Origin of the sequence: Oceanispirochaeta sp. M1 (genome assembly GCF_003346715.1) — a bacterium.
Lineage (GTDB): Bacteria > Spirochaetota > Spirochaetia > DSM-2461 > DSM-2461 > Oceanispirochaeta.
Window position 1 is genome coordinate 72074 of the sequence record NZ_QQPQ01000015.1, and the last position, 17035, is coordinate 89108.

The 17035-nt window shown below is 43.7% G+C and carries 14 protein-coding genes; 8 read left to right on the forward strand and 6 right to left on the reverse strand.

Annotated elements, in window-relative coordinates; genetic code table 11:
- Nucleotides 1-41: 41 nt before the first annotated feature.
- Nucleotides 42-575, forward strand: a complete 534-nt coding sequence (locus DV872_RS12460) for a tRNA (cytidine(34)-2'-O)-methyltransferase (protein ID WP_114630268.1) — start codon at nucleotides 42-44, stop codon at nucleotides 573-575.
- A gap of 20 nt (nucleotides 576-595) precedes the next feature.
- Here the strand turns inward: DV872_RS12460 and DV872_RS12465 are convergent, their stop codons facing one another.
- Both DV872_RS12465 and DV872_RS12470 read right to left on the reverse strand, forming a co-directional pair.
- Entirely contained in the window at nucleotides 596-2359 is a 1764-nt protein-coding gene (locus DV872_RS12465; RefSeq protein ID WP_114630269.1) for a formate--tetrahydrofolate ligase, read from the reverse strand.
- A 163-nt stretch (nucleotides 2360-2522) separates the two neighbouring features.
- Nucleotides 2523-2975: an SRPBCC family protein gene (locus DV872_RS12470; RefSeq protein ID WP_158546952.1), complete on the reverse strand. Its 453-nt coding sequence runs from the start codon at nucleotides 2973-2975 to the stop codon at nucleotides 2523-2525.
- Nucleotides 2976-3249: 274 nt separating this feature from the next.
- Here DV872_RS12470 and DV872_RS12475 point away from each other — a divergent pair, with 274 nt between their 5' ends.
- Entirely contained in the window at nucleotides 3250-4773 is a 1524-nt protein-coding gene (locus DV872_RS12475; RefSeq protein WP_114630271.1) for a DUF1846 domain-containing protein, read from the forward strand.
- 48 nt (nucleotides 4774-4821) lie between these two features.
- On the opposite strand, the gene DV872_RS12480 is transcribed toward DV872_RS12475, so the two are convergent.
- Together DV872_RS12480 and metG are read right to left on the reverse strand one after the other, a co-directional pair.
- Entirely contained in the window at nucleotides 4822-5859 is a 1038-nt protein-coding gene (locus tag DV872_RS12480; RefSeq protein ID WP_114630272.1) for a peptidoglycan bridge formation glycyltransferase FemA/FemB family protein, read from the reverse strand.
- A gap of 3 nt (nucleotides 5860-5862) precedes the next feature.
- Nucleotides 5863-8025 carry a methionine--tRNA ligase gene (metG, locus tag DV872_RS12485; RefSeq protein ID WP_233516423.1) on the reverse strand — a complete coding sequence of 721 codons (2163 nt, stop codon included), beginning with the start codon at nucleotides 8023-8025 and terminating at the stop codon, nucleotides 5863-5865.
- A 170-nt stretch (nucleotides 8026-8195) separates the two neighbouring features.
- Between metG and DV872_RS12490 the strand changes: the two genes are divergently transcribed.
- The 3 genes from DV872_RS12490 (at nucleotide 8196) to hflC (ending at nucleotide 11137) form a co-directional block, all read left to right on the forward strand.
- The gene (locus tag DV872_RS12490; RefSeq protein WP_114630274.1) at nucleotides 8196-8954 is read left to right on the forward strand and encodes a Fic family protein; all 759 of its coding nucleotides are present in this window, start codon (nucleotides 8196-8198) and stop codon (nucleotides 8952-8954) included.
- Nucleotides 8955-9164: 210 nt separating this feature from the next.
- A complete protein-coding gene (gene hflK, locus DV872_RS12495; protein ID WP_114630275.1) occupies nucleotides 9165-10157 on the forward strand; it encodes an FtsH protease activity modulator HflK in 993 nt (330 codons plus the stop codon).
- On the forward strand, nucleotides 10154-11137 hold the full coding sequence (gene hflC / locus DV872_RS12500) for a protease modulator HflC (RefSeq protein WP_114630276.1): 984 nt from the start codon (nucleotides 10154-10156) through the stop codon (nucleotides 11135-11137). The genes hflK and hflC overlap by 4 nt, the downstream gene beginning before the upstream one ends.
- 593 nt (nucleotides 11138-11730) lie before the next feature.
- Here hflC and DV872_RS12505 read toward each other — a convergent pair.
- Entirely contained in the window at nucleotides 11731-13170 is a 1440-nt protein-coding gene (locus tag DV872_RS12505; protein ID WP_114630277.1) for a sodium:glutamate symporter, read from the reverse strand.
- A gap of 214 nt (nucleotides 13171-13384) precedes the next feature.
- Here DV872_RS12505 and DV872_RS12510 point away from each other — a divergent pair, with 214 nt between their 5' ends.
- From DV872_RS12510 to DV872_RS12520, 3 genes are read left to right on the forward strand one after another with little or no spacing between them, the layout of a single operon-like run.
- Nucleotides 13385-13762, forward strand: a complete 378-nt coding sequence (locus tag DV872_RS12510) for a response regulator (RefSeq protein ID WP_114630278.1) — start codon at nucleotides 13385-13387, stop codon at nucleotides 13760-13762.
- Nucleotides 13759-14373 (forward strand): hypothetical protein, encoded by a 615-nt coding sequence (locus DV872_RS12515; protein WP_114630279.1) that lies wholly within the window; start codon nucleotides 13759-13761, stop codon nucleotides 14371-14373. Before DV872_RS12510 ends, DV872_RS12515 begins: the two co-directional genes overlap by 4 nt.
- Nucleotides 14370-15362, forward strand: coding sequence for a GGDEF domain-containing protein (locus DV872_RS12520; protein WP_114630280.1), 993 nt, complete (start codon nucleotides 14370-14372; stop codon nucleotides 15360-15362). Before DV872_RS12515 ends, DV872_RS12520 begins: the two co-directional genes overlap by 4 nt.
- Here the strand turns inward: DV872_RS12520 and DV872_RS12525 are convergent.
- Nucleotides 15333-16889 carry a chemotaxis protein CheA gene (locus tag DV872_RS12525; RefSeq protein WP_114630281.1) on the reverse strand — a complete coding sequence of 519 codons (1557 nt, stop codon included), beginning with the start codon at nucleotides 16887-16889 and terminating at the stop codon, nucleotides 15333-15335. The two genes, DV872_RS12520 and DV872_RS12525, sit on opposite strands and share 30 nt — an antisense overlap.
- Between the last annotated feature and the right edge of the window lie 146 nt (nucleotides 16890-17035).

Sequence of the window (17035 nt, forward strand, 5' to 3'; positions counted from 1 at the left end):
GTGCCCGGCAGATAGAACTTAAACTTTAAGAGGATGAATAAATGAGTCTAAATATCGTTTTACTGGAACCAGAAATACCCCAGAATACTGGAAACATTGCCAGAACCTGTGCCGCCAGCGGTGCTGCACTCCATCTGATTGAACCTCTTGGATTTTCGGTGGATGAAAAAGCAGTGCGCAGAGCAGGACTGGATTACTGGACAAAGCTCTCCCTGTTTGTCTATGCCAGTCTTGAAGATTTCTTTGAACAGAATCCGGCGGGTCCCTATTTCTACTGTACTACAAAGGCTCAGCAGACCTATGCCGAAGTTGAATACCCTTCAGGTTCCTACCTGATATTCGGTAAGGAGTCTGCAGGAATTCCAGAAAAAATACTTATGGAACATCCTGAAAGGGCTATTCGTATACCAATGAAACCGGAAATGCGCTCACTGAACCTTTCAAACGCCGTCGCCATAGTAGCCTATGAGGCTCTGAAACAGCATGAATTCAAAGGTATGGAGACTGAGGGTGAACTGCACCGCCATAAGTGGGACGAAGCAGTTCAGCCTGAGGGAACAGAAGTTAAGAACTGATTCTGATCCTATGATTCTGGTCAGAAAAGCCCTATTACCCTACCCGTTTTAGTATCAATATCTATCCCCATAAAGGCAGGCTTACTTCCCAGTCCAGGCATGGTCAGGATATTTCCAGCCAGAGGATAGAGAAATCCCGCACCAGCAGAGAGTCTTATATCTTCGATGGGGAATACATAACCTGCAGGGGGAACATTCTTCCAGTCCGGATTATGGGATAGGGAATATTGAGTCTTGGCCATACATATAGGCAGCTCTCCATAACCCATATCCGTATAGGTCTGAATCTTTCTGTCAGCCTCGGCTGAGTATTCCACCCTGGCAGCATGGTAGACCTCTTTGGCAAGTATTCCGATTTTCTCTTTTACAGGGGTCTTAAGCTCATACAGAGGATGAAAACGTGCAGGTGCTTCACAAGACTTGATAACAGCTCTGGCAAGATCTGCAGCCCCTTCACCACCCAGTTCCCAATGCTTTGAGACAACCGCATCATCGGCACCAACAGCCAGTGCTTCCTCCCTGATCAGTTTCCACTCTTCAGGATCATCTGTGGGGAATGCATTTATTGCCACAACAACGGGTACACCGAATTTTGCAGCCGTTCTGATATGGGCTTTCAGGTTTTCACATCCTACCCTCAGGAGCTCGGGATTCTTTTCCTTGTACACTGGATCAAGGGGCTTGCCCGGAGTAACCTTGGGACCGCCTCCATGCATCTTGAGAGCTCTTACAGTAGCTACCAGTACTACTGTATTGGGCTTCATGCCGCTGTTCCGGCATTTTATATGAAAGAATTTCTCCATTCCCACATCTGAACCGAAGCCGGACTCTGTTACAAGATAGTCAGCCATGCGGATTCCCATTTTATCGGCTATGACAGAGGAGTTTCCATGAGCGATATTGGCAAAGGGACCTGTATGGACCAGAGCCGCCTGCTCTTCCATGGTCTGCATCAGATTGGGCATGAGGGCATCCTTTAACAGGACTGTCATGGCACCGGCAACACCAAAGTGTTCAGAAGTAAGAGGATTACCCTTCTTATCCATGGCCATAACCACACGGCCGATCCTCTGTCTCATATCCTTCAGGTCTTTGGAGAGGGAAAGAATGGCCATCAGTTCGCTGGCCACAGTAATGTCAAAACCGCTCTGCCGGAGAGGCCCGTCCCCCTTTGCTCCCATTCCTACCATGATATTGCGCAGAGTTCTGTCATTGATATCAACGACACGCCGCCATAGTATGTTATAAATATCCGGATTTATCCGCTCAAGGCCCTGTTTAGCCAGAAAAGCATCGCCCCAGCGGCTTTCATGATAGATCCTGGCATCCACTGCCGCAGCTCCCAGATTATGGGCGGCTGTCACCGCATGTATATCACCGGTCATATGAAGGTTAAACTCTTCCATGGGGACAATTTGAGAATAACCGCCGCCGGCAGCTCCGCCTTTAATACCAAAGGTGGGACCCATTGAGGGCTGACGAATAGCACAGATTGCCTTATGTCCAAGATAAGCCAGACCTTCTGTCAGACCTATTGTTGTAGTTGTTTTACCTTCTCCCAGGGGAGTCGGAGTGATAGCTGTAACATCAATATACTTGCCTGCCGGTCTTTTGCTCAATTCCTTGATTGCATCAAGTTTAATTTTTCCTTTATCATCACCGTAGGGAATAAGTTTATCCCCGGGCAGGCCGTATTTTTCAGCAATTTCACGAATGGGTTTAATTTTTGCTGACTGTGCGATTTCAAGATCAGAACCGACGGGTGATTTGCGCTTTACAGACATGATAAAACTCCTTAATGACGTATTCAATAATCATAATACATATCATCAAGGCATAGAGAACTTATTTTATATTTGATCGAAGAAAGAGCCTATTTCCAATAGGTCAGAACCTGTGCCGCTATATTAAATGACACAATGGAATATCCAAGATTATTCATGGGATTCAATTGCCTTCAACTGCGTTTTTGATATCAGTCAAATCTTCCATTAAGGATTTTTTTGTAGCAGAGGCAAATATCCAACCTGTCAAGGCTGTCATTACTTTTGTAAAGAATTTGACAAGTTCAGCACCGAATGTCATGGTCAGTTCACATACATCATCCTTCTGGTTCAAATCAAACCTGGTAGTGTACACGGCTCCATGACTTTCGGCCCTGGTTGTATAGAAATTATTCTCTTCAGAATTTGTAATCCACATTACTTCTGTCGCAGTCTGACCGAACATGGTTCTCGTTTCTCTCCATTTCAACCCGGTAAACCCCTTCTCGGGTTTCTCCAGAATTTCAATTTTCTGAATGCCCTTTATATTGTTTACAGATCCCTCAATATCGCAAATAATTTTCCAGACATCTTCTTTAGTTCCATTGATTTCAATACTTAATGCTATTTTCTTCATATCCTGACTCTCCAGATTAAATATCTTATATATATTATAATACATTTTTTATAAGATTAGAAATTACATCTTATCGGGGTTACTATGTATTCTGGATTATTAAAACAACATGGGGATGGAGACTCCCCCTTCTCAATATTTCACCATGTTTTTATTTCATTTGCAGTTTTCCCTCACCCTGGATCGTGGTAGACTCGAGATTGGAATTGAAGGGAATACAGACTCCTTTTGTTCTCCCAATATGTGACAGTTTGAAATCTCGGAGGATCATTTTATGCCCAAAAAAATAGCTTTTGATACAGAAAAGTATCTGGAGGAGCAGACTGAAGCCATTTTGGAACGGATGAAGAAATTTGACAATAAACTCTACCTCGAATTCGGGGGTAAGCTTATTTTTGATTACCATGCCTCCAGAGTTTTACCCGGATTTGATCCCAATGTGAAGATGAAGCTTCTACAGAAACTGAAAGACCAGACAGAAATTATTCTATGCATATATGCAGGTGATATTGAACGGCGGAAGACCCGGGCGGATTTTGGGATTTCCTACGATGCAGACGCCATGAAGCTTATTGATAATCTTACCCAGGACTGGGGGTTGGAACTCAACTCCGTGGTGGTAACGCGCTATGAAGATCAGCCTTCTGTAAAACTGTTTATCAACCGTCTGAAGCGACGTGGAATAAAGGTAACCATCCATAGAGCCACCAGGGGATATCCCATGGATATTGATCTCATTGTCAGTGATGAGGGGTATGGTGCCAATCCTTATATAGAAACGACAAAACCCCTGGTGGTGATCACCGGTCCGGGACCAAACAGCGGTAAACTGGGCACATGTCTGTCTCAGCTCTATCATGAAAACCGGAAGGGGCTGAAGTCTGGTTACTCTAAGTTCGAAAGTTTCCCCATCTGGAATCTGCCTCTGAAGCATCCGGTTAATGTGGCTTATGAATCTGCCACAGCCGACCTTAAGGATGTAAATCTCATCGATCCCTTTCATCTTGAGGCCTATGGTGAAATTGCCATCAATTACAATCGCGATGTTGAGGCTTTTCCCCTTCTCAAACGAATTCTTGAAAAAATATCAGGTGCAGGCTCTCTTTATCTATCTCCAACTGATATGGGTGTAAACCGAATCGGTTTTGCCATTGTGGATGACGAGGCCGCTGTCATGGCGGCAAAACAGGAGATTATCCGTCGAACCCTTCGGTACTCATGCGAATATATGAAGGGGCTGGGAAAGAAGGAAACAGTAGAACGGGCGGAACTGATAATGCAGAAAGTGGGTGCCTCACTGGAGGATCGAAGGGTCGTTGGAGACGCCAGACAAACAGGCCTTGAGGCACAGGAAGATGAAAAAAAAGGGAATAATGGCACCTACTGCGGCGCCGCCCTGGAATTAGCCGATGGAACCATCATTACAGGTAAAAACTCTCCCCTTCTTCACGCTTCTTCGGCAGTAGTGTTAAATGCCATAAAAAATCTAGCCGGACTGCCCCGGAAGATCCATCTGATCTCTCCGGTTCTTATTCAGTCAATAAGTGATCTGAAAAGAGAAATAAAAGGGAGCTATGCCATAACTCTGGACCTGGAAGAGACTCTTATAGCGTTGGCGGCATCCATATCCACCAATAGCAGCGCTTTTCTTGCGGTGAAACAATTAAAGAAACTGAAAGGCTGTGAAATGCATCTTACTCACATTCCACCTTCAGGAGATGAAGCAGGTTTGAGAGACCTGGGCATAAACCTGACTTCTGATCCGATATTCTCTTCCGAACGTCTGTTCAGTCATTAGACTGAAATGGGAAGATAAAAATCTTTTTATACCCGCAAACCCGCAGGGCTAGCGTTTCTTCCAGACCTTATAATAATAGTGCCTCGCCTTTTCAAGCCATTGATACAGCAGATAGAGCAGGCGACTGTAGGGATAATCCCAGGCTCCGGGTCTGTGACGGACCTCGCCTCCGAAACCTGTTTTAAATCGGTAGAGTCCCGCCATGGGGTGTTCAGGGTCGTCAGTGGGGGGAATGCCGAACATATCATAGGCTTTTGCTCCGGCGGCACAGGCATCCTGAATGGCAATGGACTGCAGGGCATATGCCGGCATGAGGTTACGTTTTTCATTGGATGAAGCACCATAGAGATAGACTGCTTCAGCTCCATTTAAAAGAACGATTATCCCCGCAAGAAGCTCATCTTCTGTATAGGCCAGATAGAGAATAAGTTCTCTTCCCTTCTCTGCTTCAAGAAGTTCAAAAAGACGATCGTAGTACAAGAAGGGATGGATGGCGATCTTATCCCGCTGGGAGGTGATACGATAGAGTTCATACCAGTCTTTCAGCTTATTCCGGCCCGCTTTTTCTACGGTGACGCCCTTCTTTTCAGCAAGGCGTATATTATACCGTGTCTTTTTATGCATATCCGGCAGGAGGCTGTCATAGCCGCCGGTGAGATCCAGAACCACAGTATCAGGGGGCTGGATGTCCAGAGGAGCTTTTTTGAGGCTCTCAGGATATGCAGGGGCTGCTTCATCAATAGTGGAGAATTCGGGCAGATCATATCTGATAAAGAAACAGAACAGAGGCAGGATGCCTCTGAGTTCCCGGGAGAGCTCCACAAGAAACTGTTCCCTGTTATCTGCTCCCGAAGCGGCATCGGGTCCACCGGGGACATAGGCCAGAGCCAATCCGCCGGGGAGAGTTCGGATTAGAATAAGAAGGGTTCCCTTCTCTACTCCCCGCTGCCATTTTACAGCCTCGGCCTTCCATCCGAAACTTCCTTTCTGAGAGGCCCAGAAAGGGGTCTGAAGGAATCCATTATATTCTTCCCGGGGAGTAAGCTCCCTTATGGAGATGCGTTCTGCTATAAGAGTATCAGCCAAGGATCAACCAACCTCGCCGTCTACAACTTTTTCAGCCTTTACGGGCTGAGCCTTGATGCAGAGAGCAGTTTCACCGACCTGAACCGCATGGTCCTTAACGGTGATGGGAACTTCAAAGAATCGGTCAATCTTGATCTTCTTACCGGGAACTTCAAGAGATTCTGAATCTCCTTCAAGTAGAACACGATCACCGGGCTGTCCAGTTGTGGGGAAGAGAACTTCCATATGCTCTTTGTTCTCGGCTGCCAGAAGCATTCCGTTGGACTTGATTCCACGGAGTTTGGCTGGCTTGAGGTTGAAGGCAAGGATAATGTTCTTTCCTTCCAGATCTTCGATTGTGTAATGCCCTACAAGACCGGAACAGATGGTTCTGTTCTCCTCTTCTCCGGCATCCAGGGTAATAACGTATAGTTTCTCAGCATCGGGATGCTGTTCAGCTTTAACAATCCTGGCAACTCTCAGGTCAATTGTGCTTCTGAAGTCTGCTTCGGGGCCTGCCTGCTCTTCAGCGGCGGCTCTGTCGGCCTGTGACCCGGCAAAGCGGACCTTCTGCTCTTCAATAAAATCATCTTCCAGTTTCTTGAACAGGATCTCGGGTGTTCCGATGGTTCCGATTCCTTTTATCTCACAGAGGTGTTCCCACTGCAGATCGCTGAGTCCAAGCTGGGAAGCGATTCGGTCGGAGGTTTCTGGTAGATAGGGGTGAACCAGAATAGCCAGGTCACGAACAAGATAGAGGAGGTTCATCAGCAGGCTTGCAGCTGCCTCGGGATCATCGTTTCTGGTTCTCCAGGGTTCTCCTTCCTGGAAGGATTTGTTACCGAGGCTTGAGAGCTGAAGGATCTCTTTGAAAGTATCACGCAGTTCGGCACGGTTGAGTTTTTCTGTAATAACAGCTTCTCTTTCTTTAACTTCTTTCCAGAAGGCTTCATCAATCTTTCCTTCGGGGATTTTGCCGTCGAAGAAGCGATTTGTGAAAGTCAGAGTTCTGTTGACCAGGTTACCAAGGTTACCTATAAGCTCGGAGTTAACCTTTTCCTGGAAGTCCTTCCATGTAAACTGGGTATCAGATTTTTCGGGTCTGTTGTAGAAGATATAGAATCTCCAGACATCGGCGGGAATGCCGGTTTCCTGACAGTCTGTACCGAAGACTCCGATTCCCTTGCTCTTTGAGAACTTGGTGTTTTCGTAATTCAGATATTCACTGGAAGACATGTGGTGAAGCATGGTCCAGTTTTCCCCGGAGCCAAGAAGGGTTGAGGGGAAGATGACAGTATGGAAGGGAATATTGTCCTTTCCGATAAACTGAAAGAGTTTTACATTTTCGGGGTTCTGCCACCAATCTTTCCAGTCGGGAGTGTGACAGGCGGAGATGGAGATGTAACCGATGGGTGCATCAAACCATACATAGAATACCTTGTCTTCAAAACCCTCTTTTGGAACAGGAATTCCCCATTTAAGGTCACGGGTGATGGCTCTTTCTTTCAGACCGTCACGTATCCAGCTTTTGGTCATCTGAACGGCGTTTTTTGCCCAGAACCCGTCCACTGAGGCCTCTTCCATCCAGGCTTCCAGCTTGGGGAGAACCTTGGGCAGATCGATGTAGAGATGGTCTGTGCTTCTAAGCTCGGGGGTAGCACCGCAGGTTCCACAACGGGGTTCAATCAGTTCTGTAGGTTCCAGAAGTTTTCCACAGTCTTCACACTGATCTCCTCTGGCATTTATGGATTCACAATGGGGACAGACACCGTGTACATAACGGTCTGCAAGGAATCTGTCACAGCTATTGCAAAAGAGCTGTTCAATTGTTTTTTCGTTGATCAGACCGGCATCATCAACCTTCTTAAAGAGCCCCTGAACAATCTCAGTCTGCTGGGGAGTGGATGTTCTTCCAAAGTAGTCAAACTCAATGTTAAACCAGTCGTAGATATCGCTGTGAACCTTGTGAAAGCGGTCACAGAGTTCTCTTGGAGTAACCCCCTCTTCCAGTGCTTTAGTCTCTGTGGCAGTACCGTATTCGTCGGTACCGCATACATAGAGTGTTTCATAGCCGTACTGACGGCAGAAACGGGCAAAAACATCGGCAGAAAGAACCTGTATGAGATTTCCCAGATGGGGAATGTTATTAACGTAGGGAAGTGCTGAAGTAATGAGTCTTCTTTTCACGGTGCAAACCTCGCATGCATATATATTTATTCGGAAGTTCAGAATCGACTTACGATGAACTTTCATTCAATCGGATTATGATACGGATGGAGCAGGGAATTGTCAATGCTGTCATTTAATTGGCGTCTGCACTATTATTTATGGAATGAAGACCTTCGGAGTGAAAAATCATGTCTGAAAACTTCAAAGCTCCTCCCCTCACAGACACATTGCTGGAACTTGAAATCGAGATAAATCAATCCATTCAGATACTGAATGACAAACAGCAGTACCACGGTGATCATTTTCTCAAAATTAAAGATAAAATAGAGATAATGCAGGCCTCACTGGAGATTGAAGGGAGCAGTCTGACTGTGCAGCAGATAAAATCTATACTTGCGGGGGATGACGTAGAGGCTCCTGAAAATGAAGTAAGGGAGATTATCAATACGGTCATGGCCTATGAGGGAATGGATAGATGGTCGCCCTACAGCCAAAAGAATCTTCTGGAAGCCCATTGGATTCTTATGAATAATCTGCTGAACAGGCCCGGCTGTTTCAGAAGCAGTGCCTCTGGAATATCCCGGAATGGTCAGATACTGCATGTTGCACCTCCTGCGGGGATGGTACCCTTCCTTATAAAGGAACTTTTTGAATTTCTGAAAAATCTGGAATATTCGGAACTGATCAAGAGCTGCATTTTCCACTATGAGTTTGAATATATTCACCCCTTTTCTGACGGAAACGGGCGTCTGGGCAGGCTATGGCAGACCCTTTTTTTAAGCAGATGGAATGATCTGTTTCTTGAGGTCCATATTGAGAGCGCCATCAGGGACAGGCAGAAGGAGTACTATGAGGCCTTCAACCGCTGCGGCAGGGAGATCCATTCGGGAGTTTTTGTTGAGTTTATGCTGGAACGGATATTGGAGACATTACTCTCTTATATTTAAACGTAAACCCGGCGGCGTTGATGCGCCTGAAAGTTCAGCATGGGAAAACGATTATCCTTGACCTGAAGGGTCGGGTTATTTAAGTTTAAGGGGATGAGATTCGGTAATTATGTTGTCGGGGCTCTAATCAAATGAATCAAGGCCCTTCGGCCCTGAATAAAAAAAACACTGGAGCGGTAGTACCGTTCTGGAAGAAAAAGGAGATGAGCCATGCCTGAAAGAGATGTCTCTCCGGAAAAAGGAAAGATCAATCTGCCTATGAAACCCAAGTTCATCTGGATCATATTGATTGTTGTTATTGCTGCATTCAGTATTATGAGTGGTGTTTATGTTGTAGACCAGACAGAAGAGGCCGTTGTGCTGACACTGGGTAAATACAACCGCACCACAGGTCCAGGTTTGCAGTACAAGATTCCCCTGGGAATTGAGCGTGTCTATAAAGTACCTACGAAAGTAATACAGACAATGCAGTTCGGTTTCAGAACAGACAGCGCCGGTATCACGACTATTTATTCACAGAAAGACTACTCCAACGAGTCTGTTATGCTCACCGGAGACCTTAACATCGTCGATGTATCCTGGATTATCCAGTATAGAATCACCGATCCAAAAGCCTGGTTATTCAATGTAAACAACAGGGAAAAAACTATCCGTGATGTATCCCAGTCTGCAATCAACCAGCTGGTTGGTGACAGAGCTATTCTGAATGTTATCGGTTCTGAGCGAACTAACATTGAGGATGCTGGAATACAGATGATTCAGCGGATCATTGAATCCTATGGTATGGGAATACAGGTAACTACCGTTAAACTTCAAAATATCGTTCCTCCCGAGGGGGAAGTTCAGGATGCCTTTGAAGACGTCAACAAGGCCATTCAGGATATGAATCGTTTTATCAACGAAGGTAAAGAAGCATATAACAAGGAAATTCCCAAAGCCACAGGTCAGGCTCAACAGCTTATCCAGATTGCAGAAGGTTACGCTACTGAACGTGTAAATGAAGCAACCGGTGATACAGCCCGTTTTGTCGCTGTTCTTCAAGAATATAGAAAATATCCTGCCGTCACCCGTGACCGTCTCTATTACGAAATGATAGAAAAAGTCTTTATCCAGGGTAGTAACGCGGATATTGTTGATAAAAATCTTAAAAACTTTGTCCCCTTCAAATCAGTGGGCGGACAGACAACAGGAGGTGCACAGTGAATAAATCAATAAAGATCCTTATCACACTTCTTGTCCTGGTTATTCTGATTGCGTTTCTCGGACCCTTTTATATCGTTCCTGAAGGGGAACAGGCTCTTGTTACCCGTTTTGGTAAGATCGTTAAGGTTGAGACTGATGCCGGTATGAAGATCAGGGTTCCCTTTGTGGACAATGTATCCCGCTATTCCAATAGGATTTTAAGCTGGGACGGAGATCCTCAGAGACTCCCTACTTCTGAAAACCAGTTTATCTGGGTAGATACAACAGCACGCTGGAAAATCAGTGATCCTGCTAAATTCTACGAATCCGTAACTTCCATGAATCAGGCTTATGCCAGACTTGATGATGTTATCGACTCTGCCGTACGTACCATTATTGCCCAGAATCCTCTGGCAGAATCTGTACGTAGTTCAGACCAGATCATCAATTCTTCTGCAGCCAGTCAGGAAGCACAGCTGATTACTGACGAAGAGGGAAGCGGACCAAATTTCTCCATAACTACGGGAACAAACTTCCCCCGTATCAAGATGGGCCGTGAAGAGATTTCCAATCGGGTTCTGGCCAGGGCCAAGATTACAGTTCCTCAGTATGGAATTGAACTGATCGATATTGTTGTCCGTCAGATCCGTTACTCCGATGACCTGACTCTGTCGGTTTATGCAAGAATGATTACAGAGCGTAATCAGATTGCCCAGGCTTACCGTTCCTACGGTGAAGGTCAGAAGGCCGAATGGATGGGTAAACTTGAAAGAGAGCAGAAATCTATTATTTCCGGAGCCTATGCCAAGTCTGAAGAGATCAAGGGACGCGCCGATGCCGAGTCTACCAGAATCTACGGTGATGCATTCGGACAGGATGTGGATTTCTACAACTTCTGGAAGTCTATGGAATCTTATCAGAATACCCTGCCCTCTCTGAGCAAAACATTGACAACAGATTTGGATTATTTCCGCTATCTGTATAATTCTTCAGGCCGTTAGGCTGAAGATAGATTCCCCGGGACTTCTCATTGAAGTTTAGTAGGGAATGACTTTAAAACCGGGGTTAAAGCCCCGGTTTTTTTATTTGCAAAATATAAGGCCGCATGAATTGTTATTTTTTAACTACAAGGACAATAGCACTGCATACAGGACTGTGGATGCAGCCGAAAGTGATATTGTATGTGATATCACATTTCCGGTACTGCGGATGCTGCTGAAAGTGATATCGTATGTGATATCACATTTCCGGTACTGCGGATGCTGCTGAAAGTGATATCGTATGTGATATCACATTTCCGGTACTGCGGATGCTGCTTAAAGTGATATCGTATGTGATATCACATTTCCGGTACTGCGGATGCTGCTGAAAGTGATATCGTATGTGATATCACATTTCCGGTACTGCGGATGCTGCTGAAAGTGATATCGTATGTGATATCACTTTTAGAGCCTTATTGGCTCTTGGATGGCTGCGGGAGGAACTTTACATAAAAAAACCGGAACTGCCTGGTGGGCAACTCCGGTCAATCTTTATTCACATTATTTCTATTCTAACCATTCTATTCAGACTGACTTGATTAAATTTACAGTAATTATTTATTTTTCACCTTGAGGTGTTTCTGGTGAAGCCAGAGGTCTGCTGGTCTGTTGAAGCGGTTTTTGCCTGACAGGAAAAGATAGAGGACAAAACAAAACAGTACATAGAAGGCGTATATACCTAAAACTATATATGTCTGAACCAGAGAGCCTTTCAAGGCACCGTAGGCTGGCATATTGGCCGTAATGATAATGGGTATAACCATCAGGAAAACCATTCCTGAGGCATACATGTAGTCCTGTGAGGCGGGTGTTTCAAACTCGGGGTCGATAATTCTTAGCAATGCCAGGCCAGTGGGTAGTGTTCCTGTAACACATCCATAGATTAAAATGGCTCGATAGAAGCTATGATCTTCAAATATCCGGCTGGAGAGCCAGATATGGGTTACGATCGTGATAAAACCGGAAACTCCGGCAATTATGAGAATTGGAATCCAGTAATCACGGAGTACGGCTACAGAGATGGCTCCCACAGATGCGGCAACCATAAAGTCTACCGAAAAACCGGCAATACGGGTCATTCTCTTATCATCAATGACATATTCCATATTAAAAACCTGGATAAAGTGTTTTACGATCATTGCCGTAACGGCTGAAAAGATAAACATAATACCCCAGAGATTAACTGCCAGCTCTGCTCCAAGTGGTCCGGCAAAGGCTAGAAGCCAATTCAGAAGTCTGAGGAGAAGATAACTTAACAGGTATGTTCCGAGGATAATAGCAGCATTGAATGAGAGGGGATCTATGGCTTCTGATGAGGTCTTATTCTCAACAGTATCATCGGGAGCATCCTCCCCTCTTTTGATAACACCGGCCCGTACAGTTGCCTTTTCAAGTCCGGAAATATGATCAGGATAGATCCACTTCTTGCGAAGACCGAAATTGATCAGGAATATCCCGCCGAAACAGGCAAGAAGAAAGCCCAGAGCTCCGAAGGTTAATCCAACAGAAGCAAGTCCTTCAAATCCCATATCCTCCCAACCGCTGCCGATGGCAAAGGCCTGACCGGGTCCAAGAGAAAATCCTAAAGTAGCGAACAGGCCGAACCCCGGAAAGAGTGAGGGGAAAATTGTATGTATCATAATAAGGGTCAAGATGGTACCGACAAAGCACTGTAGACCGTACTGAGCCACAAGTGATGTTGCCATTGATAAAACGGCTTTTTTATCAGATTTCACCTTTTTACCAATCCTGAGGATCATTGAAATAAATGAAATATTCAAAAAATGAAAAACCATATTTTCAAGAGACACTGTTGTCCAGCCCCAGAGCGGGCCGATCCAGTTATAGAAAATAAGCAGGATAAAACCTGCAGTCAGAGAATTGGGAATCAAATATTTCTGAAAAAAACTGACCTTGGAACGTATTAATGTTCCCAGCAGCAGAGCAATTGAAATAATTCCGAGATCAATTAGAAAAGTCCAATGAAAGTTCAATGAGTGCCTCCAGCGGCAAAGGAGAACCGCTTAATATCAATTTACTACAATATAGGTTTTTTTGTCAAAATAATAGCATTGTCCTGATAAAATCAGCTTTGAGCTAATACAGCTGACAGGGATGATGATATAATCACAATGAGCTGCAGATTTTGAATTCAGGCAGCTGATCACTTAATATTAAATAAAAAGAAAAGATAAGGCCGGAGGAATTATGTCCCTTTCCAATAAAAAAAGAATACTGATTGTTGACGATACAAAGCTTGGAAGACTCAGTGTCAGAAAGATCCTGAATGAACTCGGGATTGAACAGATAGAAGAATGTTCCAATGGTGAAGAAACCCTTGAACTATTAAAAGAAAAAGATTTTGATCTGGTATTGATGGACATTTTGATGCCCGGAATCGGGGGGATAGAAACACTTAAACAGATAAAAGAATCAGGATATAAATCAAAGGTTTTAATGGTCTCTGCAGATATCCAGGATGCGACCAAAAAGAGATGTGAAGATTCTGGTGCAGCAGGCTTTATTAATAAACCTGTAAATGAAAAAAAATTAAAGCCGGTTCTTGAAGAGTTGAGTATTCTATGAGTTCAGAAAAAGTAGAAATGAAGGATGATCATCTTGATTTTCTAGTAGAGCTTCTGACCATAGGAGCAGGAAGAAGCTCCGAGATACTCAGTGAAATGCTTGATACCTATATCCAGCTCTCCATTCCGTCTATCAGGCAGATTGATGTTAAGGATTTAAGCAATACAATTCCTGAATATCTGAATCAGGAAGTTTCAGTCATAGACCTGATGTTCAAGGGTGATGTAAGTGGAGAAAGCAAGCTTATCTTTCCGGCCGAGAGTGCCAGGATACTTGGAAATCTACTCCTTGATGCTGATGAGGATGAAGATTTTGACAGTGCAAAAGTAGGTGTTCTCACAGAAGTAGGGAATATTGTTCTTAACTCAATTATGGGAACAATATCAAATTACCTCAAGATTAACTTTGATTATCAGATTCCTGTTTATCAGCATAATTTCACACGAAACAGTCTTGATGACCTGAGGAAATCAACAGATACCCTCCTCCTTGCGGATACACGTTTCATTGCTGAAAAGTACAGTATTCAAGGTGATATTGCACTCCTGTTTACTATGAAATCAATGGAAGATCTGACTAAGCTGATGGATAAATATCTGGAAGAACTATGATAACACAATATGAAATGCTTTATGCTCTTCCTCAGGGTATATTCTGTATGGATCAGAACTATAAGATTTTATTCTGGAATAAGCTGATTGAATTCTGGACCGATATACCAAGTGCTGAAGCCGAAAATAAAGATGCAAGAGATTTATTTCCTGATCTTAAAAAGAAGTTCTATACTCTTATGATTCATCAACTATTTGAAGTCGGCTCTACTGTTGTTTTCTCCTATCAGCTGCATAAGAACCTGTTTAGATTCCAGGAAGATTCAAAGAATATTCTCTGCATTCAAAGTCAGGTTGTTCGCAGTCACTCTCCTGAAAATCCAAATAACCTGATAGCTGTTTTTTCACTCCAGGATATCAGTGGTCTTATCACTCAAATCCAGCAGTATAAAGAGGTTAAAGATCAGGTTCTGGAACTTCTTGAAAAAATGAAAAAAACAGAAGAAGAGTTGCGCATTACTAATGATGAACTTCAAAAAGCTGCCAGTACAGATCCTCTTACAGGCCTGAAAAACAGACGATCAATGACAGAAGTTCTTGATGCTGAAAAGAGGCGCCACAGCCGTTACGGTGCCATATTTTCAGTTCTAATAGCAGATATAGATGATTTTAAAAAGTTCAATGATACATATGGTCACGCCTGTGGAGATTTTATACTTAAGTATCTTGGAGAGATATTTCACAGAATCGTCAGACCGACAGATTCAGTCTGTCGTTGGGGTGGTGAGGAATTCCTGTTCCTCCTGCCGGAAACAGATGTGAATGAAGCCGGCAAGATGGGAGAGCGCATTCGAAATGAAGTGGCAGCTGAAGTCTTTAATTTTGAAGGATACAAGCACAAGGTTACAATGACATTTGGAGTCAGCTGTATTGAACATGAAACAAGTGTGACCCGGATTATCGGCAATTCGGATGAAGCCCTCTACTATGGGAAAAATCATGGCAAGAACAGGGTTGTGCTATACCCTGAACTCATTGATAAGACCTGATATATTCAAAATAATAACAGGTTCACCTGATCCGAGAACTGAGCTGCCCTGCATCCAGACTTCCTTCTTTAACAGAGGATGGAGAGGTTTCACAACTGTCTGTAGAATATCGACGACCTTATCACAGAGAATTCCGCAGCTGCTGTTCAGATGTCTCACTATAACAATATTTCCAGCGTCCCCTTCCAGGTTCATGACTCGCTTTAAATTCACCAATGGTAGAACTTTTCCATTCCATTCAGTAGAACTTAGTTCCAGACTCTGATTGATGGATGCGGGGTCAATATGAATACATTCAATAACATCCTCGGAAGGAATTATATAATAATTGTCTTCCATCTTAATCAGAAGCCCTTCAACAAGAGCAAGAGAGAGGGGAAACTTCATGATAAAGCTTGACCCCTTACCCGGTTCAGACTTTATGACAAGACTGCCTCTGAGATTTTGGATGCTCTCTTTAACAGCAGCCATCCCCATTCCTCTGCCGCTAATATTCGAAACTTCACCGGCAGTTGAGAAACCGGGTTCAAAAATCAGCTCACCCAACTCTTTTTCTGATGTGATATGCTGCCATTCAGGATTACTTAGAGCACGTTTCCTGATTTTCCTATAATCCAGCCCTTTTCCATCATCAGAGATGGTTATGAATATTGCATCATTTTCATGATGAGCATTCAGTTTTATGACACCTTCAGGATCTTTACCGCATTTCTTTCTATCCTCTGGAAAGTCAATGCCATGGTCTATGCAATTACGAAGAAGGTGTGTGAGAGGATCTGAGATTCTCTCGGCAATTGTCTTATCCACTTCTGTCTGCTCGCCTGAAATTTCAAGGCGTATTTTTTTACCGGTATCTTCTGCAAGATCGCGTACAGTACGTTTAAATCTGTTCATAACAGAGGAAAGGGGAATCATGCGCATTTCAAGAGTTTTATTACTGAGCTGATCTATAAGTCCCAGTAAAAAGGAAGTCTTTGTGCTCAGCCGGCTGTCCTGCATTTCATTGCTCAGCTGCCGGAATGAATCACCCGAAGTCAACAGTTCACCAGTAAGATTCAGTAGTTCATCAAGCTTGGCTGAATCTACACGGAGAGTATTCTGATCATTAATCCATCGCTCTTTACTCTGATTAGTTGAAAAAACTTCTTCCTCAACAGCATAAAAATCATGATCCAGCAGCTCTTTGAAATCTGCGATAGTATTTATATCCAGGGATGATTCATTCTCCTGATTTATAACCTTACGGACCATATCCACCATTTCAAGAACTGCTCTGACAAATAGTTTTTTCTGAATAAATGGCCTTGTCATACAGGATTGAAAAAGTTCTTCACAGCTGTGAACCAGCTCTTCCAGCTTGTTGAATTCTATTATTCCCAGGCTTCCTTTAATAGAATGAGTCTGATGGTATGCCTGTTTAAGGACTTCAGATTCCCCATTTCTTTCATAGGAGAGGATCGATTCTTCAAGGGTATCTGCTAATTCCAATGTCTCTGATGTAAAAACATTCCAAATTTCATCATCCATTATTTATCATCCATTATTCATCATTCCCGTTTATATAATCAATTATAGTTGTTAATAAGTATAAATATAAAAAAAAGCAGAAATCATTTCTGATTTCTGCTCTTCAATATCTTAAGAATTTTCAGATTTGTCTGAGTATAATATAA